Genomic DNA, 25,910 nt, shown 5'->3' on the forward strand with positions numbered 1-25,910 from the left:
GTTAATATGACTATGTTAACTTTAATACCTGGTAAATTAACCCTTGAACAATTACGCCAAGTCTACGACCAAGACGTAACAATTGAGCTAGTGGCAAGCGCGTATGAGGCGATTGATGTCTCACGCAAAGCAGTTGAAGCAATTATTGCCAAAGATAAATCGGCTTATGGGATTAATACAGGCTTTGGTTTACTTGCCAAAACGCGTATCAGTGACGATGAGCTTGAGCTTTTGCAGCGTAATTTGATTTTGTCACATTCGGTTGGGACTGGTGAGCGCTTACCTGATAACGTGGTACGTTTGATTATGGTGATGAAGGTTTCAAGCCTTGCACAAGGAATGTCAGGCATACGACGTGAATTGGTCGATAGCTTATTGGGCATTATCAATCACAATATTATCCCCAATATTCCTGCCAAAGGCTCGGTAGGCGCATCAGGTGATTTAGCGCCATTGTCACACATGACTTTAGCTATGCTAGGTGAAGGCGAAGTGTTTGTTAATGGTAAAAAACTATCTGCCAAACAAGCACTTAGTGATGCTGGCTTGCAACCCATTACGTTAGCAGCAAAAGAAGGCTTGGCGTTGATTAACGGCACCCAAATCTCAACTGCGCTGACGCTACGTGGTTATTTTATGGCGCAAGACTTGGTGGCAACAGCGACGGCGGTTGGCTCGTTATCGATTGATGCTGCTAAAGGCTCGGATGCCCCTTTCGATCCACGCATTCATCAAGCGCGTGGACATCATGGACAAATTGAGATTGCCAAAACCCATCGCCAGTTAATTGAAGGCAGTAAAATTCGTGCATCACACCAAGGCGACAACGATGACCGTGTACAAGACCCTTATTGTTTACGCTGTCAGCCACAGGTCATGGGTGCATGTCTAGATTTAATCAACCAAGCTGGCAAGACCTTACTGATTGAAGCCAATGCGGTAACTGATAACCCCTTAATTTTTCATGATAATAATAATCCTGTGGCGATTTCTGGCGGCAACTTTCACGCTGAGCCAGTGGCATTTGCTGCTGACATTTTAGCCTTGGCAATTAGTGAAATTGGCTCGATGAGTGAGCGCCGTGTGGCGTTATTGATTGATACCACGTTATCAGGTTTGCCGCCGTTTTTGGTCAACAACCCTGGCGTCAACTCTGGGTTTATGATTGCGCACGTTACTGCCGCTGCTTTAGCCAGTGAAAACAAATCACACGCCCATCCTGCGAGTGTTGACAGTATCCCTACGTCTGCCAATCAAGAAGATCATGTATCGATGGCGACCTTTGCTGGTAGACGCTTATTTGAGATGGCGCACAACACCGCTACGATTGTCGCAATTGAGTTATTGGCGGCAGCGCAAGGCATAGATTTTCATCAGCAAGAAGGTTTGACCACCTCCGCTTATTTACAAGTAGTTTATGACAGGCTACGTCAAAAAGTCGCCTATTATGATAAAGACCGCTATTTTGCACCTGATATTGAAGCGGCAAAGCAATTGGTGCTCAATGCTGAACTCATTAATAATTGGGCGGCATTGCGCGAAAACTGGTTTTTAGCCAACTAATCAACATTTTCACCCAATATAAGGATTTAATATGGAAAATTTCACCCGCCGTGACGAAAGTCGTAACATCTTAGCGCCAACTGGCACGTCATTGACTTGTAAAAGCTGGCTGACTGAAGCGCCTTTTCGCATGATTCAAAACAACCTGCATCCAGACGTCGCTGAAAATCCTAAAAGTCTAGTGGTATATGGCGGTATTGGACGTGCGGCGCGTAACTGGGAATGTTATGACCAAATTCTTGCATCATTAAAAGAATTGGAAGATGACCAAACTTTGCTGATTCAATCAGGTAAACCAGTGGGTGTGTTTAATACTCACGAAAACGCCCCACGAGTCCTGATTGCTAACTCGAACCTTGTGCCGCGTTGGGCGACTTGGGAGCATTTTAACGAGCTTGACCGTAAAGATCTGTTCATGTACGGGCAAATGACGGCAGGTAGCTGGATTTATATTGGTACTCAAGGGATTGTCCAAGGTACTTACGAGACTTTTGCCGAAGCTGGACGTCAGCACTACCCAAGTGAAACAGGGAATAACTGGAAAGGTCGTTGGATTTTGACGGCGGGTCTTGGTGGGATGGGGGGTGCACAACCGCTAGCAGCGACATTTGCTGGTGCCACCTCACTTAACATCGAATGCCAACAATCAAGCATCGATTTTCGCCTACGTACTGGCTACATTGATAAACAAGCCAAAGATTTGAATGATGCTTATCGCTTGATTAAAGAACATACCGAAAAAGGTGAGGCAGTATCGATCGCTTTATTAGGTAATGCTGCCGAGATTTTACCTGAGATGGTAAAACGGTCACAAAACGCTTCAGCCAATGAAAAATGGCTTAAACCGGATCTTGTCACTGACCAGACTTCTGCACATGACTTGATTAATGGTTATTTGCCAATAGGTTGGACGGTCGAACAATGGAAAGCTGCCCAACAAGACCCAAACCAACACGAACAGCTAAAGAAAGATGCCACGCGGTCTTGTGCTATCCACGTTGAAGCCATACTGCATTTTCAAGAACTGGGTATCCCAGCCACTGATTATGGCAATAATATCCGCCAAGTAGCTTTCGATGAAGGGGTCAAAAATGCCTTTGATTTTCCTGGATTCGTCCCTGCCTATATTCGTCCGCTATTTTGTCAAGGTAAAGGACCTTTCCGCTGGGTTGCTTTGTCAGGCGACCCAGAAGATATCTATAAAACTGATCAAAAAATCAAAGAATTGTTCCCTGACAATAAACACGTCCATAACTGGCTTGATATGGCAAAAGACCGCATTCATTTTCAAGGCTTGCCCGCTCGTATCTGTTGGTTAGGCTTAGGGGAGCGGGATAAAGCAGGGCTTGCCTTTAACGAGATGGTAAAAAATGGTGAACTTAAAGCGCCGATTGTCATCGGTCGTGACCACTTGGACACAGGCTCGGTTGCCAGTCCGAACCGTGAAACTGAAAGCATGAAAGATGGCACTGATGCCGTGTCAGACTGGGCACTGCTGAACGGTATGCTTAACGTAGCAGGTGGCGCAACTTGGGTATCATTACACCACGGTGGTGGTGTAGGTATGGGCTACTCACAGCATTCAGGTATGGTCATTGTCGCTGACGGTACCGATGCTGCTGCCAAACGTCTTGCCAATGTGTTGGTCAATGATTGCGGTAGTGGTGTGATGCGTCATGCAGACGCTGGCTATGAGCTTGCTATTGAGACAGCAAAAAATTATGGCTTGAAATTACCCATGATTAAATAAGCCCGATTACTTAAAAGTGGTTTTAGTAAAGTCGTTTTAATGGATTTGTCTTTACTAAATTTAAGATAACCTTAACTCGGGTATTTGGTGGCAGGCTTAGTGGTTTGTTTACTTTATAAGCTCCAAGGCTGCTTTGTTAGTTGACAATGTTTTTATTAAGGAAATCATATATGCATTATTCACCAAAAAAAGATGGGGCTCGTAGTCATGGTCTTCCATATGACCCGTTTAAAAGTAGCGCTGTGCCCCGTCCTATCGGCTGGATTTCAACCGTGTCAGCGGATGGTAAACACAATTTAGCCCCCTATAGCCAATACCAAAATCTGACATGGGATCCACCGATGGTGATGTTTGTTGCCAATCAATCGGTGCTCGACAATGGTAAGAGCCGTAAAGACACGGTGCGTAATATTGAAGAAACAGGCTGGTTTGTGTGGAATATGGCAACCTACGATTTGCGGGAGGCGGTCAATCGTTCGGCTAAAGCTTTGCCTTATGGCGAAGATGAGTTTGAATTTGCTGGTGTCACCAAAGCTAGTTGTCTTGAAGCCCCATGTGCTAGAGTGGCGGAGTCACCGATTAATTTTGAAATTGAGTTTGTTCAGTCACTGCATATTCCGACGGGAAATCCTGTTTCTACCTTTGATTTAATCATTGGTCGGGTTGCGCATGTGCATATCAAAGATGAGTTTATTTTAGATGACGGTAAAATTGATATTTTATCCATTAAGCCTTTGGCGCGCTTGGGTTACTACGATTATACCTATGTAGATAAAATGTTTGAGATGAAAGCGCCTGCGGCTACGGCTGAGGAGTTAGCTGGTTTAGAAGGTCGTACTGATTAAATTTTAATTTACTTAGTAAGACATTGGTACGCGATGGCTGATCAAGTATTGATTAAGCGATAAGTTAATGCTTGGTCAGCTGATATATTGGTTGTCATTAAAAAGGAATTTCTATGAACCAGCTGTCTACTGATATCCCCAAACAAGCTGTTTCTGCTGTGAATAGCGGTATTATTGAACACCGTACAATTGATTTTATCCCAGAGTCTGAGCGCCACGGCAGTCTATTTAGCCAGTTTACCTTATGGTTTGGCGCTAATTTACAAATTACTGCCATAGTGACTGGGGCATTAGCCGTAGTGCTCGGTGGCGATGTATTTTGGTCAATTATTGGGCTGTTTATAGGTCAGCTATTTGGCGCATTTGTCATGGCTTTACATGCGGTGCAGGGTCCCAAACTTGGCTTGCCACAGATGATTTCAAGCCGTGTGCAGTTTGGTGTACTTGGCGCAGGTATTCCGATTGCCCTAGTGTGTGTGATGTACATTGGCTTTATCGCCACAGGGTCGGTGCTGTCGGGGCAAGCCTTATCTAAGCTGTTTAATATCTCCACAAGTATGGGTATTTTAATTTTTGCAGGGCTAATTATTATCTTTGCATCGCTGGGTTATCGTATTATTCATGTGATGGGGAAGGTCAGTAGTGTTGTTGGCGTATTGTCGTTTATTTATCTATTTGGGGCGATTTTTGCCAAGTCAGATATTAGCAGTTTACTTGCGGTCAATCATTTTAGCTGGACTTCATTTTTTTTAGCAATTGCCTTATCGGCTTCTTGGCAGATTTCGTATGGCCCGTATGTGGCGGATTATTCTCGTTATTTGCCCTCAAATACCGATGGCCGCAAGGTGTTTTGGTCGGTGTTTTCGGGGACGGTCATTGGCGCACAGTTGGCAATGATTTTGGGTGTGTTTGTTGCCCAGTTGGCTCAAGGTAGTTTTTTGGGTCATGAAGTTAGTTATATGGTGGGACTGTCGAGTGCAGGGCTGATTGCGGTGTTATTGTATGCCAGTATTGTGGTGGGCAAGCTTACCATGTCTGTGCTAAGTGCGTACGGTAGTTTTATGTGTATGGCGACAATGGTAAGTGGGGCAAATGCTTCTATTAAATTTACCAAGATGCAGCGGATTGTGGTGGTGATATTGGTGGTCTGTTTTTCTGCAGGCATTGCACTGGTAGGACAAGCTGAGTTTTTAAAACTATTTAAGAATTTTATTTTATTTCTTTTAACGTTTTTTATCCCATGGAGTGCTATCAATCTAGTCGATTATTATAAGATCTCGAAAGGTCGCTATAATATTGAGGCACTGGGTGATGTCAATGGTCAGTATGGTAAATGGAATTGGGTCGGCTTGGGCTGTTATATGGCGGGTATCCTCATTCAGCTTCCGTTTATCGATAGTCCATTTTTTACAGGGAGCATTGCCAAAGCAGTGGGAGGGCTAGATTTATCATGGCTTGTTGGGTTGGTAGCAACAGGGATTTTGTATTACTTTCTCGCTAAGCGACAGCGTGACAATACCACATTGTTGGTAAATTAAAGATTGGCTAGCCCATCAAAAAGTATGCTGAATAAAAGCAGGCTGAGACACTGATAGAAGTTAGTATTTTTTTATATCAATAATGGATCTGCCGGACGTCAGCATATTTTTTAAAGCCCACCAAATAACAAATGTGACCTAAAATCTCTGGCAACCGCACAATTATTGAGAATGAGTTTAGCATAATTGGAAAAATAACATGGCACATGTGGAAGTAACCGAGTATAACCCAGACCTTTACACAGGACGCGCCGAACCTTACGAGTCAAGTGTTGCTCAATACTGGTATCAACATATTAAGGCATTTAATAGCGACCAACCGAAAAAAATTGGCTTAATAGGGTTTGCCTCCGATCAAGGGGTTAACCGTAACCAAGGACGTATTGGTGCGAAATACGCCCCTGATGCCATCAAAGCCGCCCTCGCCAAATTACCCGTGCCTTTATCAATCCAAAAACAAGGTGACAAACTAACAAACTTGGTCGCAGATATGGGCAATGTCGCTTGTGTTGACGATGATACGATTGTCCCCGAAATTTTGGAATCGGCTCAACAGACTTATGCCAATCGAATCACTCATATGCTTGCTCAACATAGTCTTGCTATTGGCTTAGGGGGTGGACATGAAATCGCCTATGGTAGTTTTATGGGACTATGGCAGCACCTCACACAGACTGAAATAACCCTACCTACTATCGGCATTATCAATATTGATGCCCATTTTGACTTACGTCAAGACCAGTATGCCACTTCTGGCACGCCTTTTCGCCAAATATCTGAACTTTTAGCTGAGCAACATCAAGATTTTTATTATTTGTGTGTGGGTATTAGCCAGTTTGCTAACACAGCGGCTTTATTTGAGCGAGCCGAAAACCTAAGTGTAGAAACAATTAGTGATGATGATTGTCATCGTCTTGACTGGTCGGCAATTGAACAGCGAATTTTAAATTTTATCGCCCCGCTTGAAGTGATTTATTTAACGATCGATATGGATGCTTTATCGGGATTTGTCATGCCAGCCGTAAGTGCCATAGCAGCAAAGGGTTTGAGCCTTGATTTTGTTGAGCGCTGTGTGTCGCTGATTATTGGTACTGGCAAAGTCAAGCTAATTGATATGGCAGAAGTTAGTCCGAAGTTTGATATCGATGGGCGAGGATTAAAAGTAGCCAGTCGTTTGCTTGCATTGATGATTGAACAGGTTTTAACTCTTACTAACCCCTAATATACGCAGGAAACGATGATGACACAATGTTTTGATACGTTAATTATCCATGCTAATATCGCCACGATGAACGCTGAGTTTGGCTTTGGGCTAACAGGCGAGAGTGCCGTGCCTTATGGTCAAGTGCTTGATGGCGCCATTGCTATCTCTGATGGCAAAATCGCTTGGCTTGGTGCAACTGCCGACATTGCGCAAATTTCTGCCAAACAAACTATCGACCTCCAAGGTAAATGGCTCACCCCAGCCCTCATTGATTGCCATACCCATATCGTGTATGCCGGCAATCGCAGCAACGAATTTGAAATGCGACTCAATGGCGTGCGCTACGAAGATATCGCCAAACAAGGGGGTGGGATTTTAGCGACAGTAAAAGCCACTCGTGAAGCAAGCTTTGATGAGTTGTATGCGCAAAGCGAAAAACGTTTTCAAGCATTGATTGGTGAAGGGGTGGGTACGGTCGAAATCAAATCAGGCTATGGACTTGACCTAGCAACTGAGCGAAAAATGCTCCAAGTCGCCCGTAAATTAGGTAAAGACTATGGCGTGACCGTCAAAACTACTTATCTTGCCGCTCATGCTACCCCGCCAGAATATCAACACCAAAATGACGCTTATATCGAACAGGTGTGTGAATGGCTAACGATTTTGCATGGCGAAGGCTTAATTGATGCGGTCGATGCGTTTTGTGAACACATTGCTTTTAGCACCGATCAAGTCAGAAAGGTTTTTGATGTTGCAACATCGCTTGGTTTGCCCGTCAAACTTCATGCTGAGCAAATGAGCGACATGGGCGGTGGGGCGTTGGTTGCATCGTTTGACGGTTTATCGGCTGACCATATCGAATATTTAAGCGATGTGAGCATTGATAAAATGGCACAATCGGGTACGGTAGGCGTGTTGTTACCGACTGCTTTTTATGTACTAAGAGAAACCAAACTACCACCGATTGAAAAAATGCGTGACCAAGGCGTACGCATGGCAATCTCTACTGACTGTAATCCTGGTACCTCACCTTCCACATCCATCTTGCTAGCAATGAACATGGCATGTACTTTTTTCAAACTCACCCCCGAAGAAGCATTAGCGGGTACAACCCTTCATGCCGCCAAAGCCTTGGGGTTACAAGATAGCAAAGGTAAAATTGCGGTGGGCTTTGATGGACAGTTATCAGTGTGGGATATCGATCGACCAGCGGATTTAAGTTATTTGATTGGCGAAAATAGACATAATAAGCAGTACAAATTCTAAGCATTCGATACTACCATCGCATACAAAAAAGGTGAGCAGCTAAATCGCCTACGGGGTCTCAAGTTCTACTATCAGGCTGCTTGTATCAAGCTACTTGATGAAATCTACTCACTTTTTTCAGCTTTTTGAGTCCAATCAGTTATCATTGGATTGCGCCGCCTACAAGTTTCTTATCTGCTTTTATGCTAATCAAAAACACAGGCACTTGCCACGATTGGAATATCTCAATCGCCTCGCTACGTTTTTTGGTTTGGGCAGTTTTTGCGTTATTTGATGACTGGCTAAAAGCTCTGCTACGTCATTTGCCATGGCTTTGGAAATCACAGGCATGGTCAGCAATCGCTACAAGACGCATTAACCCTTACAGCGTTTTTCGAAAATCACTGGCTGACATATTAAACTGCTGTTGAAAGGCTCTGGAAAAAGATGCCAGATTAAAAAAGCCAGTCGCCATTGAAATGGTGGTCACTGGCATGGTGGTATGTTTGAGTAGATTTTTAGCATGCTCTAATCGTAAATTAAGATAATACTGTTGGGGTGAGACCTCTAGCTGTTTGGCAAATTGCCGCTGTAGTTGTCTTTCAGAAATGCCTACATATTTAGCAATATCCGCTAGCGTGAGCGGTTCTTCGATATTGGTTTTCATTAACGTGATAGCATCGATAACATGCGCGTAGCTATGACTGAGGGTCTTTGGCTTAGGTAAATGTTGGATGCTCGCTGGCTCTCGGATAGCGGTGATGACAAACATGTCTTGAATTTTTTCAACGATTTCTCGCCCAAAGTGCTGTTTGATGATGTGCAGGGTCATATCAAGCGCACATACCCCGCCAGAGCAGGTATAGAGCCGATCACCAATAGTAAAAATATGGTTTAAGAATTTTACATTGCCAAATTGTTCCTGAGCCAGCGTAACATTTTCCCAGTGCAGCGAGGCTGATTGATTGGCTAACAACCCTGCATTCGCAAGCGCTATTGCCCCTGTACAAAGCCCCCCTAACGCAATATCCCGAACGGCTAAACGCTCCACAATCCCCTTTAGCGCGTCTGTCATTAAATTTTCGGCTTCATAGCCGCCGCAGATAAACACGAGTTCACAATCAAATAGATGTTTGATTTCAGCGGTATGAGTGACTTGTACCCCATTACTGGCACTGGTCTGATGACCTGCAAAACCACTAATAATCCAGCTATATACGGGCTGGCTACTGACATAGTTTGCCATTCGTAACGGCTCTATGACATTGCTAAAAGCCATCATGGTAAAGCCATCAATCAATAAAAAACCAATTTTTTTAATATTCGCTGTCATAAATAAAGTATGAATAGACAAGCTGTGTTGTCGTAATTAGTCAAAAAAATGTCGCCTTATGAAAAACTGATTTTTTAAATTTACGTATGATGAGGGATGTGAAGAGCAAAGATTTTCTTAACACCAACCTAAACCTCGTGAGGCGCAAACAATGAACCAGTCAGTTGAACATATGATAAATAAAACGGGTAGCCTGGATACTGCACTTAGCATGCCAAGCTTAATCCAAATCAAAAATGGCGAGAAAGTTAAGCCGACTTTTAGCGCCCAAGAATACCAAAACCGCCAACAAAAGCTTAAAGCCTATATGGCAAAAAGCGACATTGATAGCGTGTTATTCACCTCCTATCACAATATCAACTACTATGCAGACTTCTTATATTGCTCATTTGGACGCTTCTATGGTCTGGTCATCGACCAAGACAAAGTAGTTACTATCTCCGCCAATATCGACGGTGGACAGCCTTGGCGACGTACCATGGGCGATGACAATATCGTCTATACCGACTGGCAACGTGATAACTACTTTAAAGCCGTGGCAAGTCAAATCAACAACAAAGGCAGAGTGGGGATTGAATACGATCACTTACCCATTGAACGTTTGAAAAAACTACAAGACGCCTTGCCCAATGTCGAATTTGTCGATATCAGCCAAGCTTGCATGAAAATGCGAATGGTGAAATCAGCCGAGGAAATCGCCCTTATCAAGCAAGGTGCACAGGTTTGTGACATTGGTGGGGCAGCGCTCGTCAACGCCGTGCATGAAGGGGTTCCTGAGTATGAGGTAGCGTTAGCCTCTACGCAAGCGATGGTACGAGAAATCGGGCAACGCTTTGAGCATGTCGAGCTCATGGATACTTGGACATGGTTTCAATCGGGTATCAACACCGATGGCGCACACAATCCTGTGACCAATCGCAAAGTGCAGCGCAATGATATTTTAAGCTTAAACTGCTTTTCGATGATTGCAGGCTACTATGTGGCGCTGGAGCGTACGCTGTATTTTGGTGAACCTGATGCGGCAACGCTCAACTATTGGGAAATTAACTGCAAAGTGCATGAAGAAGGCATAAAACTCATCAAACCTGGCGTTCGTTGCTGTGATATCGCCTTAGAGCTCAACAAAATCTATGCCGAATATGGCATTTTAGACCGCCGCACCTTTGGGTATGGGCACTCATTTGGCGTGTTGTCACACTATTATGGCCGTGAGGCAGGGTTAGAACTGCGTGAAGACATTGATACGGTACTTGAGCCAAATATGGTCATCTCAATGGAACCGATGATTATGATTCCAGAAGGTATGGCAGGGGCAGGTGGTTATCGTGAACATGATATTTTGGTTTTAACTGAAACAGGCGCTGACAACATCACAGGTTTCGCCTATGGTCCTGCGCATAACATCATCAGTTAGCTTACTTTAGCATGACTCACTACCAACCAAGGGGAAACTAAATGACAACTTTTGCACTTTCACCCACTGCCGTAGCAATGCAACAACCAGCTGCCGAGCCGTATGTTAAAGATCCTGTGTTACTCAAAAAAGCCGCCAAAGCCAGTTTTATTGGTAACTTTGTCGAGTGGTTTGATTACGCATCGTATGGCTATTTTGCCACTGTCATCGCTAGCGTATTTTTTGCTAAAACCGATGCAACCGTCGCATTGATGTCAACTTATGCAATTTTTGCGCTATCCTTTATTGTCCGTCCGTTTGGGGGTATTTTTTGGGGACATATTGGCGATAAATACGGTCGAAAAGCGGCTTTATCTTGGTCGATTTTGATTATGTCGGGTGCCACTTTCCTAATCGGATTGTTGCCAAGTTATGCCACCGTCGGTATTTTAGCGCCTGTGTTGTTGTTATTGTTGCGCATGATTCAAGGTTTTTCAGCCTCAGGAGAGTATGCAGGGGCATCAGCATTTATGGCAGAGTATGCACCGCCCGACAAAAAAGGATTTTATACCAGTATCGTACCTGCCAGTACATCCGCGGGTCTATTACTGGGCTCACTGATTGCTGCAGCTATGACCGCCTTTATGGATGCTGACTTTGTACAAACTTGGGGATGGCGTATTCCGTTTTTATTGGCTGCACCACTGGGTCTAGTGGGTCGATATATGCGGTTGAATCTTGAAAAAACCCCGGCTTTTAAGGCGTTTGAAGAAAGCACCATTGAAAAACCGGTGCCAATCAAAAATTTGTTTGCCAACCATAAAAAAACCTTGTGTATTGCCTTTATGTTATGTAGTTTGAATGCGGTGGCTTTTTATTTAATCCTAAGCTATATGCCGACTTATTTATCGACCCAAATGCACATCAATGAAACGCAGTCGCTGCTAGCTGCCTCCATTTCATTAGTCGCTTATATCGGTATGATTTTCACCATGGGTAAACTGTCAGACAAATACGGTCGCAAAACCATGCTGATCATCGCATCTGTGTTGTTTATCGCGTTGACAGTGCCTTTGTTTCATATGCTAAGCCTGGGTGGGTTTTTAACGATTGTTTTGATTCAACTGGTGTTCTCGCTCTTATTATCCGTCAATGACGGCACGCTACCGGCATTTTTAAGTGAGATTTTCCCAGTCGAGGTGCGTTATTCAGGTTTTGCTTTCACTTTTAACTCAGCCAATGCCCTACTCGGCGGCACAACCCCCTTGATGGCAACTTGGTTAATGAGCAAAACAGGCAGTCAAATCGCGCCAGCTTGGTTATTGGTGATAGCAAGCGTAATTGCACTGGTAGCAACTGTGATGTATAAAAAATCCGATAGTGTGTCGATGTTAGAAAAAGGTTAGAAAAAAGTTAGAAAAACGTTAAAAAGAAGTTAGGAAAATAATTGATTAACCATGGTTATCAATAACCCCATGAGGTTAAGTTAAGTTTTTTCCCAAAGTGGTTTTAGCCAACCTTGTTTGCTAGAATCACTTTTTTTATCCCCCATTTTTTAGGAATTGCCAGTGACTCGTAAACCCGCTTTCGCTACCAACCAATCCCGTAACACGCGCAATCATGCGACGATGGGTGGCTTGCAAGTCATTGTGGCGGCTATCTGTTGGGGCACGCTGGGGATCTTTACCACCTATCTACATCAACTGGGTTTTGATAGTGTGCAAATTGCCATTTTAAGAGTGGTGACCGCTGCTATGATGCTACTGATATTATTGCCATCGTTGTGGACATCCATTAGGCAGTTATCAGTCGGCGAGATATTACAGTTGAGCTTGCAATCGTTGATTGGCGTGTTAGGCATGACGGTTTGCTATTTTATCGCGGTCAATTTTGTGGGCGCGGGCATTGCGGTATCGCTACTATATACGGCGCCGATTTTTAGTTTGGTATTGGCATTTTTTTTATTAAAAGAACCGATAACAAAAAAATCATTTACCTTAGCTTGCATCGCGGTATTGGGCGTGGCACTGACAACGCTCAGTGAGAACTTTACATTGAGTTGGGGGATTGTGTTTGGTCTATTGTCTGGGGTGTGCTATTCACTGTATGGCATCTTAGGCAAAAAAGCCTTACACAAACACTATCCGCCGACCTTGGTGTTTTTTAGCTCAGTGGTGATTAGTGCCATGGCTTTATTATTTCTACCGATGACTTATCAAACCTATGCCAAAGCCTTTACCATGCCTGCTATCACTTGGTTGTGGGTAATGGGGCTCAGTCTAGTGGGTACCGTGATTCCGTTTTTCTTGTATATGTCAGCCCTGCACAAACTCCCTGCAACCAAAGCCTCGGTATTCACTGTGTTTGAGCCGTTTACCGCGATTGTATTGTCGATCGTATTACTGCACCAATCGCTCAATGGCATGCAGTACTCAGGGATGATATTAATTCTTTTAGCCACCCTCCTAAATTCTATCAGATTGCCCATGCAGCGTCATCGGCAACTGACAGAAGCCGATACTCAAGTCTAATAACAGCCCAAACCGTGTAAACATTCCTGATTTGGGCTTCACCATATTGGTATCAATGCTGGTACTAATGCTGCTATCCATACTGGTATCAAGGCTCACTGCACAAATGTGGCACAGCCCTTGCATTCTATAAAACCATATATTTTTCATATAGTTAGATAGATATGACTTGGCACTCAGTCCTTACCTTAGCTTTTGACGCCCAACATGCGGGTGAGCATGCTCGCACCAATTTGGTACAACGCCACCACCAAGGCGCCTTGCGGGTACAAAAAGCCTTATATCCTGAAAGCGGTGAACAGCAAGGTATTTGTCATATCATCATGCTGTATCCGCCCGCGGGCATTGCCTTAGGCGATAAACTCGATATTGATATTGGCGTAAAACATCACGCCCACGCCGTGATTACCACGCCAGGGGCAAATAAATGGTACGGCAATTTACCAAGTTACACCCCTAACAAGCAAGCCGATGAAAGTCCACCAACCAAAAAACCCCAAAAATCTCAAACAACCCAAGAGAATTTAAATAGTTATGCTGTTCAAAATGTCACGGTTTATCTGCAAGACGACAGCCGTTTTGAATGGCTACCGCAAGAAAACTGTTTTTATAACGCAAGTTTTGCCCACGCCACCAATCAGTTTTTTATCAGCCCAGCTGCCAGTGTTATCGCTTGGGAAATTAACCTGTTAGGGCGAGAGCATCATGGCGAGCGCTATAGTACAGGCGAGATGCGGTTATCAAATCTATTTTGGCGCATGGATGAGCAGCCCAAATTGCTGCTTGCTGATACTTTACATCACTGTGCTGAACACGATTGGTTTGGCTCACCCGTGGGTCTCAATAATCATAGCGTATTTGCGAGCTTATGGGTTGTGCCAAGTGTTGATGCGCAAAAACACCTGATTGACTGGGTCAAGCAATTACGTTCATTTATCGACCACCATAGCTTGCCTGTCTCTTGCACCCAAACAGGGGAGGTGATGATTATTCGCTATTTGGGGGATGATGTCCGCCAATGTTTTGATAGTTTTGGTGCAGTTCGTGATGAAATTCGCACTTTAATGTGGCAACAAGCCAGTCATTTGCCCCGAATTTGGGCAACCTAATAGCAGTGACGGTCTAATTTTTAACACTAAAAAAATAATTGGAGTAACCCATGCATTTAACCCCCGCCGAAAAAGATAAATTACTTATTTTTACCGCAGGACTGGTTGCCGAACGCCGCAAACAACGTGGCTTAAAACTTAACTATCCAGAAGCAATAGCCTATATCAGTATGTTGGTACTCGAAGGGGCAAGAGAGGGCAAAACGGTGGCACAGTTGATGGGCGAGGGCACCACGTGGCTTAGGGTTGAGGATGTGATGGATGGCATCGCCGAGATGATTGACGATGTGCAAGTGGAAGCCACCTTTCCCGATGGTACCAAACTGGTGACCATTCACCAACCGATTGTGTAATTTAAAAAGTATAAGGGGTAAACCATGAAAGTTGGCGAATATAAGCTAAAAGACCAAGCCATTATCCTGAATGAAGGGCGAGCCGTCCAAACTATTTTGGTCAAAAACACCGGCGACAGACCGATTCAAATCGGCTCTCACTACCATTTTGCCGAAGCCAATGACGCACTGGCGTTTGACCGTGACAAGGCGCTCGGGTTTCGCTTAAATATTTTATCGGGTACGGCAGTGCGCTTTGAGCCAGGGCAAGCGCGAACAGTTGAACTGGTCGAGTTTGGTGGCAATAAGGCGATTTTTGGGTTTGCTGGTCGGGTGATGGGGCAAGCCACCGTATCTGTGGATACCGCAAGTTTACCAAAATCACAAAAAACCGTATCCCGCCAAATGTATGCCGAGCATTTTGGCTTAACCGTGGGGGATAAACTGCGTCTTGCTGATACCGAGCTGTGGCTCGAAGTGGAAAAAGATTTTACCAGCTATGGTGAAGAGGTCAAATTTGGTGGTGGCAAAGTGATTCGTGACGGCATGGGGCAAGGGCAACGCCCGTTTGCCGAAGTGGCTGATACCGTGATTACCAACGCGCTTATCTTGGATTATACTGGGATTTATAAAGCCGATGTGGCGATTAAAGACAGCCGAATTTGGGCGATTGGCAAGGCGGGCAACCCCGATATTCAATCCAATGTCACCATCGCCATTGGCGCAAGCACTGAGATTATTGCAGGTGAAGGCAAAATTTTGACCGCGGGCGGGATTGACACCCATATTCACTTTATCGCGCCGCAGCAAGCGGAAGTTGCCTTGATGTCTGGGGTGACGACCATGATTGGCGGGGGTTCAGGGCCTGCCCAAGGCACGCTTGCCACCACCTGCACCAACGGCAAATACCATATCGAAACCATGCTCAAAGCCCTTGATGATATGCCCATGAACATTGGGCTACTGGGCAAAGGCAATGTCAGCTTGCCGCAGCCGATTGTCGAGCAAATCGAAGCGGGTGTGGTCGGGCTAAAACTGCATGAAGACTGGGGCACCACGCCGCAAGCGATTGACAACTGCTTGAGCGTTGCCGAAGAGTATGATGTGCAAGTGGCGATTCATACCGATACGCTCAACGAAAGTGGCTATCTAGAAAGCACGCTAAATGCCTTTAAAGACCGCTGTATTCACACCTTCCACACCGAAGGCGCAGGCGGCGGGCATGCCCCTGATATTTTGCGGGCGATTGGCGAGCCGCATGTACTGCCGTCTTCGACCAACCCCACGCGTCCGTTTACCATCAATACCATCGATGAGCATCTCGACATGCTGATGGTCTGTCACCATTTGAGCCCTGCGATTGCCGAAGATATCGCCTTTGCTGAGAGCCGTATCCGCCAAGAAACCATCGCCGCTGAAGATATTTTGCACGATTTGGGGGCAATCTCGATGATGAGTAGCGACTCGCAAGCGATGGGACGGGTGGGCGAGGTGATTATTCGCACTTGGCAAACGGCGGATAAAATGAAACGCCAACGCGGATTTTTAGCACCCGATACAGTGAGCCAAAATGCGTCTAACATTGAGCTTCATGACATCGACCCAGTGACCGAAGATACAGTGACAGAAAATGACAATTTTCGCATCAAACGCTATATCGCCAAATACACCATCAATCCCGCCATTACCCACGGTATTGCCGAGGAAGTCGGTTCGGTAGAAGTCGGTAAATGGGCGGATTTGGTGCTATGGTCACCCAAATTCTTTGGGGTGAAACCTGACACGATTTTAAAAGGTGGTAGCATCGCCGCTTATCCGATGGGTGATATCAATGCCTCCATCCCAACCCCGCAGCCGGTGCATTATCGTCCGATGTTCGCAAGCCTTGGCAAAGCCACCCACCAAACCAGTATCACCTTTGTATCCAAAATCGCCTTTAATAATGACATCCAACAAAAACTTGGTTTGCAAAAAGTGATTCGCCCTGTGCAGGGTATTCGTAACATTCGCAAAAAAGATATGCGGTTTAATAGCTATTGCCCTGAGATGTCGATTAACCCAGAAACCTATGAAGTACGTGCCGATGGTGAGCTTCTCACTTGTGAGCCGTCGGCTGTGTTACCAATGGCACAGCGTTATTTCTTATTTTAAATGGGATTTTAGCTATAAATGCCAATGTGATGACTAGAACCGAACAATCTCATCTACTCTGTGATGAATGTGGCAGTGAGTTTTTTAAAAATGTATCGCCAATGCAAAATCGTTGCCCAAACTGTTCGCATTTAATTTATGGACTTAACAACTGTGAACATCTATTTAAATAGGGTCGCTGTCAAAAATGCGGTTATCAAGGGCAAACTTCTGAGTAGGTAGAAAATTTAACAAAGGATAATAATGAAAATTTATAATCAACGGGTGCAACAGTTAACTCACCAACAGCAAGCAGATTTGGTTAACCAACAAGCAAACGGGCAGTTTTTGCAGCTCGATTTTGACACACGCCAGCGGTCACGCTTTCGTGCAACCTTGCAAAATGGTGAAGCGGTCGGTATCGACCTACCACGCACAGGTACGCTCAAAGACGGTGATGTGGTGCAAAACGACACAGGCGACCTAGTGCAAATTTTTGCCAAACCGCAAACCCTCACCCAAGTCACTGCCGACAATCCCTTTGAACTGATGCGGGGGGCGTATCATTTGGGCAATCGTCATGTGCCTTTGATGTTGGTTCAGCATGACAATGATTACGCCCTGTACTTTGAGCCTGATTATGTGCTTGCCGATATGCTAGTGAAGTTAGGCTTAACCGTGAGCGAAGTGGAACACGCCTTTGAACCCGAAACAGGGGCATATGGGCATGGCGGGCATTCACATGGGCATGATAATCGGTTAAGCCATGCAGATACGCAAAGCACAGTCGTCGGCGATTTAACCAAAGCCACGTTTTTTTCATGAAAACAATGACAACAACGTCGCACCTCACACAGACGACGCCGCCACAACAATTGCTTAAGCTGATGATGCTAGCGTCGAGCAATTTGCCGATTGGCAGTTATACCTATTCCCAAGGTGTGGAGTCTGCCATTGAGCAAGGTTTTATTCATGATGAAGCCAGTAGTTTGGCGTTTTTGCAGGCGTATCAACAAGAGGTTTTACTCAATTTTGAACTGCCGCTGATGGCAAGTATGATGCACTTGTCAGCGCAAAAAAATCACCACAGCTTGGTGGATAGTCTAGCCAATTTTTATGGGGCAAGCCGTGATAGCCATGAGTTTTTATTAGAGAGTCAACAATTGGCGCAGGCATTTTGTGCTTGGCTCGATGGCGTGCTCGACCTTGCGATGCCACAAGATTGGATAGCGCAAGGCTATTTACCGTTATTCGCTCGCTTGGCGTATTTTTGGCAACTGCCGATAGCCGATAGCCTGACGACCTATGCGTTTGCTCAAATGGAAAATCTGACCTTGGCGATTGTCAAAACCTTACCGCTGGGGCAAATGGCAGGGCAACGTATTATTTGGCAATTGGGGCAAGCGATGGATGAACCGATTGCCAAGCTTTGCCAAACGCAAGCCAGCAAAGTCAAAACGGCATTGACAGCTATCCATCATCGGCAAGCGGTTGTGGCTGCTCTAAAAGACATTGCGCCACAATTTTTACAGGCACAGCAGCATGCCCAAACATTACTGATTTTAATCAACCACTTGCAACTATCAGCGTCTGTACCGTCGTTGGCAGAATTATCCTGTCATCATGAACAACAATATAGTCGTCTGTTTCGTTCCTAAAACCCCTGTTTTTAATACTACTCACAAGGAAACCCCATGACTGGCTTCACCCAAAAAACCCCAACCCAACAACCTCGCTTATCCCCGTTACGCCTTGGCATTGGCGGGCCTGTTGGCTCTGGCAAAACCGCTTTGACCTTGAGCCTGTGTCGCCGTCTCAAAGACGTGTACAACATGGCGGTGATTACCAACGATATTTATACCAAAGAAGATTCGGAGTTTTTGACCCGCCATGATGCCATGCCCGCTGAGCGGATTATCGGGGTGGAAACGGGCGGCTGTCCGCACACAGCGATTCGTGAAGATGCGTCGATTAATCTTAATGCCGTAGCCACCTTGCAAAATCGCTTTGACGGTCTTGAGCTGATTATTATTGAGTCGGGCGGTGATAACTTGGCGGCGACCTTTAGCCCAGAGTTGTCGGATTTGACCATTTATGTGATTGATGTGAGTGCAGGTGACAAAATCCCCCGTAAAGGTGGTCCCGGGATTACCAAATCAGATTTGCTGATTATCAATAAAACCGACCTTGCGCCACTCGTGGGCGCGGATTTGTCGATTATGGATAAAGACGCCAAAAAAATGCGCGGCGATAAGCCGTTTGTGTTTAGCAACATGAAAACTCAAGACGGTTTGGATGACATTATCAAATTTATCCAACAACAGGGCATGCTAAGAGCGCTAGAGATTCCGTCACAGCCTGTCCAACATTTACCAAGCTCAAGCGAAAATATGTAAAAAATGCGATAAAATCAAGGAGACATAATGAAAACTTTAACACAAAAAACGGCGTTGGCAGCGGCGCTTGTTATTCTTTCAAGTGTGGCAATGGCACATGTCGGTCATGGTTTAACCCATCATGCAGGTGCAAGCTCGGTAGATTTCATGGCTGCCGTCACCGCAGGGCTCATGCACCCTATCTCAGGTCTTGACCACGTGGTGCTTGCAGTTGGCATGGGCATGGTGTTTGCCCGTCACAAAAAACTGGGTTTGGGCTTATTGGTGACAAGCTTACTGTCAGGCTTTGCTTTGGTGCAACTATCTCATGTGGCGATTGGCTCATCGATTATTGAAGGTGCGATTTTGCTATCGGTGGTGTTGACAGCGGTCGCAGTTTTGGCGCAGCGCACCAAGCTAGCACAAGCCAATCAAACAAGCTTTTCGCTCATGATGGCGATCAGCTTATTTGGTTTAACGCTATTTCATGGTATGGCGCATGCCGTGGAGATGCCAGTCAGTAGCGTGAGTCAAGGGTTTGGCTTAGGCATGATAACCGCGATGTCCGCCTTGTTTGCTGTGGGTGCAGCGGTGATGAATTGGGTAAAAGCACAATCTCATGCGCATCCCAAGCTGTCTTGGCTACCTTCAATTATGGCGGCATTGGGTATGGCACTGGTATTAGCTAACTAGGGATTAACTAGGGGTTAACAACATTTTTGATAAAAAGTGCAAGCTGCCTGGCTTGCACTTTTTTTATGCAATAGATTGGGTACTGTCATAAAGACACTGACGATAAAGCGTTGTTTAGCGTCAATCAATGCTAGCTAAATGCTAGAGCAATGCCAGATGAATGGTAATAGTGCAAAAAATCCCCCGAGTTCATCAGATTGGTGAAATCGCTAAGGTCGCCAAAGTTTGCTCATTTTTTACCTAGTAGCAGCATTTATCCAAATGGGTGATTGTTTAAAATAACTGTCTTTAAGTATGGTAATTCAACCTTTTGATTTAATTGATAAAATTTTTAAAAATACCTTTTAATATACAGATTGGCACACTAATTGAATTGTCATTATAGTCAGTTAAGACAACCAGCAACCGATAGCCAAAGCCTATCCGTTACGATCTACCTTAAAACGGCAATCCATCTATTTTAGGAGTGACACATGTTAGACAAAAAAACCACCGAGCTAACCACGACTGAGCGTCAATTAAGCCGTCGTGCATTTGGCAGATCCTTGGTTGCCCTAGCGGTAACGGGCAGTATGATGTTGACAGGTTGTTCAAAACCGCAATCATCAAGTGACGCCAAACCAGCCAGTGGCACGTCAACCACTGCTGCCACCGGTAGTGCGCCTGCCCCTAGCAATGGTGATACCATCAAAGTGGGTATCTTGCATTCACTCTCAGGCACCATGGCAATCTCTGAAACATCGCTCAAAGACACCGCGTTGATGGCGATTGACGAAATCAATGCCAAAGGTGGGGTGATGGGCAAAAAACTTGAGCCTGTGGTTGTCGACCCTGCCTCAGACTGGCCATTGTTCGCCGAAAAAACGCGCCAGCTACTAACACAAGACAAAGTCGCGGTTATCTTTGGTTGCTGGACATCGGTTTCTCGTAAATCCGTGTTGCCTGTGGTTGAAGAATTAAACGGCTTATTATTCTACCCTGTGCAGTATGAAGGACAAGAGCAGTCCAAAAACATCTTTTATACTGGCGCCGCGCCCAACCAACAAGCCATTCCTGCGGTTGAGTACTTGATGTCACCAGAAGGCGGCGGTGCCAAACGCTTTGTGCTATTGGGTACTGACTATGTGTATCCTCGTACCACCAATAAGATTTTACGGGCGTTCTTAAAGTCTAAAGGCGTGGCAGATAGCGACATCATGGAAGAATATACCCCATTTGGCTTTAACAACTACCAAACCATCGTGGGTAATATCAAAAAATTCTCAGCGGGTAAAAAGACCGCAGTTATCTCCACCATCAATGGTGACTCAAACGTCCCCTTCTATCGTGAGCTTGGTAACCAAGGCATCAAAGCGGCGGATATTCCTGTGATGGCGTTCTCTGTGGGTGAAGAAGAACTTCGCGGTATCGACACCACCCCATTAGTCGGACACTTGGCAGCATGGAACTACTTTGAATCGGTCAAAAATCCTGTAAACATCAAGTTTGTGAATGCTTATAAAAAATACGCCATTGACCACAAACTGCCAAATGCCGATAAAGTAGTGACCAATGACCCCATGGAAGCCACCTATGTGGGTATCAATATGTGGAAACAAGCGGTTGAAAAAGCGGGCTCCACCGACGTGGATAAAGTCCGTGCTGCCATGGCAGGTCAAAGCTTTGCCGCGCCATCGGGCTACACGCTAACCATGGATGCCGAAAATCACCACTTACACAAACCTGTGATGATTGGGCAAATCCGTGCCGATGGTCAGTTTGATGTGGTTTACAAAACCAAAGATGCCATTAAAGCTGAACCTTGGAGTCCTTATATCCCAAAATAAGAATCCCAAAGTAAGTATCCCAAAATAAGCCTTTCAAATTAGCTTGAATGAAGTTAACAATCGATGTTGTGACAGCCATACCGCTTATCAATACCCCAGCTGGTATGGCTTATTTTTTTGCCAAAATTTTACGATTTCACCTTTTATTGATTTAAACATTGATCCGTCACACCACCAAACAGATGACTAATCATAAAGACTAATCATACAAACTAAGGAGCGACCATCATGCTCAATGGTAATCATTTTCTCGGGCAGTTTTTGCAAAAAAGTAAAAAAATTGTGCTCGGCATGTCGCTAGCGACCACGATGGGCATTGCGTTGCCAAGCGTGAGTAATGCACAGGCAAGTACCGCTTCGGCCACTACGATGACCAGTACAGTAACCACAGCAGCCCCAACTAGCGCAGCCATAAGCACCGCAGCCAGCGCAGGCGATGATATTGAAAAATTCGTAGCCGCAGATTTTGCGGGGCGTCAAGCCATGCTCAACAACTGGACAGGCACTAGCCAATCCTATGACAAACTGGTCGAGCTGATTAACAAAGACGAGCTGTACCGTGATGATGCCAGCAATGTCTATACCCTAGAAAACACCGACCAACTCTACAGTTATCCTGCGCATACCTTGGTAAGCAATTGGCCAAGCGACCTAAACCAAGTCACACTCAATAACGCGCTGCGTTCGGCGTTGACGCTAGGGCAGACCAAAGCCAAACTCAAATCCGACGATGCCAGCGAGCGCCTAAAAGCGGTGGATATCCTAGCTGACAATATCGCCACGCTCGATAAAAAAACCGTTGCCGATATTTATGCCAATGAAAAAGACAGTACGGTAAAAGCAGCATTGGCGCAACTGCAAGCGCGCATGGATTTGCAATCGGGCGATGAGATGACCCAGATTGCGGCCTTAAAAACCTTGGCATCCAGTAACAGCCCCGATGTGTTAGCTGATATCGAAGGGATGGCAAAACAAACCAGCCACTCACCCGAGCTCAAGCAAGCCTTACAAACAACCCAAGACAAAGTCAAATCGCGTATCAAAGCCAGTGAATGGACAGGACACGTGTTTTCTGGCTTTAGTACCGCCAGTATTTTGTTGTTGGCGGCGTTGGGGCTTGCCATTACTTACGGTCTATTGGGTGTCATTAACATGGCGCATGGTGAGCTCATTATGATTGGTGCCTATACTACCTATGTGGTGCAAAGTTTTTTTAAAAGCCATTTGGCAGGCTATGTCGATTGGTACATGCTTGCCGCGATTCCGCTGGCGTTTTTGGTGAGCGCCGTCATTGGCATGATTATTGAGCGGGTGGTGATACGTCCATTATATGGTAGACAGTTAGAAACCTTGCTTGCCACGTTTGGGGTGAGTTTGATTCTGATGCAGTTAGTTCGCATGATTTTTGGGGCACAAAACGTCGAAGTTTCCAATATTTCATGGCTAAGCGGTGCTGTCGCCTTGACCCCAAGCTTGATGTTGCCATACAACCGTATTGCGATTATCGGCTTTACCATTATCGTATTGTTATTACTGGTTTTTTTACTCAAATATACCCGTTTTGGTCTGTTTGTACGCGCTGTGACCCAAAACCGGCAAATGGCGCGCGCGGTGGGTATTCGCTCGGCGCGTGTCGATATGATGGCGTTTGGACTTGGCTCTGGATTGGCAGGTTTGGCAGGCTGCGCTTTGGCGCAAGTGGGCAATGTCGGTCCTGATTTGGGGCAAAACTACATCATCGATGCTTTCTTGGTAGTGGTGGTCGGCGGTGTCGGTCAAATTTGGGGGGCAGTACTGGCAGCCCTAGGTCTAGGCGTGAGTGGCACCGTGCTTGAGATTGGCATGGGTGCGGTGATTGCCAAAATTATTTTGTTGGTGCTGGTGGTGCTATTTATCCAAAAACGCCCACAAGGTCTGTTTGCCCTTAAAGGTCGCTTTGTCGAGTAATCATTGGAGAGTTAAAAAATGCGTATTTTACAATTATTTGCAGATAAACCAGTGAGTCGCTTGGCAATTATGGGCTGTTTTGCGGTGTTGATGGTGTTGCCTTGGTTGCATCTGCTACCTGCTGATTCGGCGCTGCATTTATCCGCTTATTGGGTCACTTTGATTGGCAAAATCATGTGTCTGGCGATGGTTGCTTTGGCACTGGATTTGGTATGGGGATATGCGGGGATTTTAAGCCTTGGGCATGGCTTGTACTTTGCCCTTGGCGGATATGCGATGGGTATGTATCTGATGCGCCAAGCATCAGGCGATAGCTTGCCGGAGTTTATGCGGTTTTTGAGCTGGGATAACATGCCTTGGTTTTGGGCAGGGACAGACAACTTTGCTTGGGCAATGGTATTGGTCGTCTTGGTGCCGGCATTGGTGGCTTTTATATTTGGGTTTTTTGCCTTTCGCTCAAAAATCAAAGACGTGTACTTTTCGATTATCACCCAAGCCATGGTGTTTGCCGCATCACTCTTATTTTTCCGTAACGAAACTGGGTTTGGCGGTAACAACGGTTTTACCGGGTTTAAAACCATCTTGGGCATGGACATCGCTGCTCCCATGACGCGCACCTTGCTATGTTTTGCCACCGCATTCGTGCTGATGCTTGCCTACCTTGGCTTGCGTTATTTGATGCACAAGCCGTATGGTCGCGTATTGGGCGCCGTGCGTGATAGCGAAAACCGTTTGCAATACCTTGGCTACCGTACCCTATGGTACAAACTATCTGCGTGGGTGTTATCGGCGATTATCGCAGGGGTTGCTGGCGCGTTGTATGTGCCACAAGTGGGCATTATCAATCCCAGTGAGATGAACCCTGTCAACTCGATTGAAATGGCGGTCTGGGTCGCCACAGGTGGACGCGGCACGCTGATTGGGGCGATATTGGGCGCAGGTGTGGTCAATGCGGTGAAAACTTACTTTACCGTGGCGTATCCCGAAGCTTGGCTATTGATTTTGGGCGGGTTGTTTGTGGTCGTCACCTTGTTTTTACCCAAAGGCATTATTGGTCTATTGGACAAAATCACGCATGGCAAAAAAACGGTCGAGCCAAGCGTAAAAAATATGCAAATAAACATAGAAGCAAAAAAAGAATCTTAGGCGGCAGGGGCTTCAGGGGCGGCAGCGGCTTCATGCTGACCACCTGCAACCCAGTAGTTAGTTTGATTATACCCGATGACTAATACCCCATAAACACCCCATTAATAACACATCAAAGAGTCTGTTATGAATACAAACGATAATAATATCAATGACTTTGCTGAGAGCAACTACGGACGGCTAAAGTCACCAGAAGCGGATTTTAGCAAAGGCATTGCCCTATATATGGAAGATGTCAGCGTGTGGTTTGATAAATTTCGCGCCTTAAACAACTTATCTTTGTACATCAAAGAAGGCGAGCTGCGTTGTATCATCGGACCTAACGGTGCGGGTAAAACCACGCTGATGGACGTGATTACCGGTAAAACTCGCCCCACGGAAGGGTCAGTGTATTTTGGACAAACCCACAATCTTGCCAGCATGACCACCGAGCAAATTGCCGAAGCTGGCATTGGGCGAAAATTTCAAAAACCCACGGTGTTTGAAAATTTTACCGTCATGGAGAACCTACTGCTTGCCGCACCCAAAGACAAGCGGGTCAAAAAAAGCCTATTTAGCAAGCTTGATCCGGATGCGCAAAATGCCCTTGACCAAACTTTAGCGACGATTCGCTTGGGTGAGTTTGTCAATAAACCTGCAGGATTGTTGTCGCACGGGCAAAAACAATGGCTGGAGATTGGGATGCTACTGATGCAGCGCCCAAAGCTGATTTTGCTTGATGAGCCAGTGGCAGGCATGACCGATGCCGAAACCGAACGCACCGCCGAGCTATGTTTGGAGCTCAAAAAAAACCATACCTTGGTGGTGGTTGAGCATGACATGAGTTTTATTGACACCATCAGTGAGCAAGTGACGGTATTGGCGCAAGGGGCGATTTTGGCAGAAGGGACGCTTGCTGAAGTACAAGCCAACGACGATGTCATCGAAAAATATCTAGGGCGATAGGGGAT

The 25,910-nt window shown here is 45.6% G+C and carries 21 protein-coding genes; 20 read left to right on the forward strand and 1 reads right to left on the reverse strand.

From position 1 onward, the window contains the following. Nucleotides 1–6: 6 nt before the first annotated feature. From hutH to hutI, 6 genes are all read left to right on the forward strand, one after another. Complete coding sequence (hutH, locus tag RTJ53_RS04800) at nt 7–1,563, forward strand: histidine ammonia-lyase (protein ID WP_312276081.1); 1,557 nt, start codon at nt 7–9, stop codon at nt 1,561–1,563. Nucleotides 1,564–1,594: 31 nt separating this feature from the next. Next, nucleotides 1,595–3,313 (forward strand): urocanate hydratase, encoded by a 1,719-nt coding sequence (hutU, locus tag RTJ53_RS04805; RefSeq protein ID WP_312276082.1) that lies wholly within the window; start codon nt 1,595–1,597, stop codon nt 3,311–3,313. A 170-nt stretch (nt 3,314–3,483) separates the two neighbouring features. Continuing rightward, nucleotides 3,484–4,158 carry a flavin reductase family protein gene (locus RTJ53_RS04810; RefSeq protein ID WP_138018337.1) on the forward strand — a complete coding sequence of 225 codons (675 nt, stop codon included), beginning with the start codon at nt 3,484–3,486 and terminating at the stop codon, nt 4,156–4,158. A gap of 113 nt (nt 4,159–4,271) precedes the next feature. Then, complete coding sequence (locus RTJ53_RS04815; protein ID WP_100271017.1) at nt 4,272–5,696, forward strand: purine-cytosine permease family protein; 1,425 nt, start codon at nt 4,272–4,274, stop codon at nt 5,694–5,696. 199 nt (nt 5,697–5,895) lie between these two features. Continuing rightward, nucleotides 5,896–6,918: a formimidoylglutamase gene (gene hutG, locus RTJ53_RS04820; protein ID WP_312276083.1), complete on the forward strand. Its 1,023-nt coding sequence runs from the start codon at nt 5,896–5,898 to the stop codon at nt 6,916–6,918. A 15-nt stretch (nt 6,919–6,933) separates the two neighbouring features. Beyond that, nucleotides 6,934–8,166 carry an imidazolonepropionase gene (gene hutI, locus RTJ53_RS04825; RefSeq protein ID WP_409418137.1) on the forward strand — a complete coding sequence of 411 codons (1,233 nt, stop codon included), beginning with the start codon at nt 6,934–6,936 and terminating at the stop codon, nt 8,164–8,166. A gap of 361 nt (nt 8,167–8,527) precedes the next feature. On the opposite strand, the gene RTJ53_RS04830 is transcribed toward hutI, so the two are convergent. Next, nucleotides 8,528–9,478, reverse strand: coding sequence for a GlxA family transcriptional regulator (locus RTJ53_RS04830; protein WP_312276084.1), 951 nt, complete (start codon nt 9,476–9,478; stop codon nt 8,528–8,530). Between the two features lie 151 nt (nt 9,479–9,629). On the opposite strand from RTJ53_RS04830, the gene RTJ53_RS04835 reads away from it, so the two are divergent. From RTJ53_RS04835 to urtD, 14 genes are all read left to right on the forward strand, one after another. Then, nucleotides 9,630–10,892 (forward strand): aminopeptidase P family protein, encoded by a 1,263-nt coding sequence (locus RTJ53_RS04835; RefSeq protein ID WP_312276085.1) that lies wholly within the window; start codon nt 9,630–9,632, stop codon nt 10,890–10,892. 77 nt (nt 10,893–10,969) lie between these two features. Continuing rightward, entirely contained in the window at nt 10,970–12,277 is a 1,308-nt protein-coding gene (locus tag RTJ53_RS04840; RefSeq protein ID WP_309592332.1) for an MFS transporter, read from the forward strand. 162 nt (nt 12,278–12,439) lie between these two features. Next, on the forward strand, nt 12,440–13,402 hold the full coding sequence (locus RTJ53_RS04845) for a DMT family transporter (RefSeq protein WP_312276086.1): 963 nt from the start codon (nt 12,440–12,442) through the stop codon (nt 13,400–13,402). Nucleotides 13,403–13,566: 164 nt separating this feature from the next. Beyond that, nucleotides 13,567–14,511 (forward strand): urease accessory protein UreD, encoded by a 945-nt coding sequence (locus RTJ53_RS04850; RefSeq protein ID WP_312276087.1) that lies wholly within the window; start codon nt 13,567–13,569, stop codon nt 14,509–14,511. A 50-nt stretch (nt 14,512–14,561) separates the two neighbouring features. After that, a complete protein-coding gene (ureA, locus tag RTJ53_RS04855) occupies nt 14,562–14,864 on the forward strand; it encodes an urease subunit gamma (RefSeq protein ID WP_060995978.1) in 303 nt (100 codons plus the stop codon). Between the two features lie 24 nt (nt 14,865–14,888). Further along, complete coding sequence (ureC, locus tag RTJ53_RS04860) at nt 14,889–16,994, forward strand: urease subunit alpha (RefSeq protein WP_312276088.1); 2,106 nt, start codon at nt 14,889–14,891, stop codon at nt 16,992–16,994. Between the two features lie 243 nt (nt 16,995–17,237). Further along, a complete protein-coding gene (ureE, locus tag RTJ53_RS04865) occupies nt 17,238–17,798 on the forward strand; it encodes an urease accessory protein UreE (protein ID WP_312276089.1) in 561 nt (186 codons plus the stop codon). Beyond that, a complete protein-coding gene (locus tag RTJ53_RS04870; protein WP_312276090.1) occupies nt 17,795–18,631 on the forward strand; it encodes an urease accessory protein UreF in 837 nt (278 codons plus the stop codon). The genes ureE and RTJ53_RS04870 overlap by 4 nt, the downstream gene beginning before the upstream one ends. 36 nt (nt 18,632–18,667) lie before the next feature. Then, nucleotides 18,668–19,369 (forward strand): urease accessory protein UreG, encoded by a 702-nt coding sequence (ureG, locus tag RTJ53_RS04875; protein ID WP_100285263.1) that lies wholly within the window; start codon nt 18,668–18,670, stop codon nt 19,367–19,369. A gap of 27 nt (nt 19,370–19,396) precedes the next feature. Next, complete coding sequence (locus tag RTJ53_RS04880) at nt 19,397–20,041, forward strand: HupE/UreJ family protein (protein WP_312276091.1); 645 nt, start codon at nt 19,397–19,399, stop codon at nt 20,039–20,041. Nucleotides 20,042–20,613: 572 nt separating this feature from the next. After that, nucleotides 20,614–21,867: an urea ABC transporter substrate-binding protein gene (gene urtA, locus RTJ53_RS04885; protein WP_060996033.1), complete on the forward strand. Its 1,254-nt coding sequence runs from the start codon at nt 20,614–20,616 to the stop codon at nt 21,865–21,867. Between the two features lie 369 nt (nt 21,868–22,236). Next, nucleotides 22,237–23,814, forward strand: coding sequence for an urea ABC transporter permease subunit UrtB (gene urtB, locus RTJ53_RS04890; protein ID WP_312276219.1), 1,578 nt, complete (start codon nt 22,237–22,239; stop codon nt 23,812–23,814). Nucleotides 23,815–23,832: 18 nt separating this feature from the next. Beyond that, the gene (gene urtC, locus RTJ53_RS04895) at nt 23,833–24,960 is read left to right on the forward strand and encodes an urea ABC transporter permease subunit UrtC (RefSeq protein ID WP_312276092.1); all 1,128 of its coding nucleotides are present in this window, start codon (nt 23,833–23,835) and stop codon (nt 24,958–24,960) included. A 126-nt stretch (nt 24,961–25,086) separates the two neighbouring features. Continuing rightward, on the forward strand, nt 25,087–25,905 hold the full coding sequence (gene urtD, locus RTJ53_RS04900) for an urea ABC transporter ATP-binding protein UrtD (RefSeq protein WP_312276093.1): 819 nt from the start codon (nt 25,087–25,089) through the stop codon (nt 25,903–25,905). Nucleotides 25,906–25,910: the final 5 nt, after the last annotated feature.

Origin of the sequence: Moraxella sp. CTOTU46711 (assembly GCF_031975715.1) — a bacterium.
GTDB lineage: Bacteria > Pseudomonadota > Gammaproteobacteria > Pseudomonadales > Moraxellaceae > Faucicola.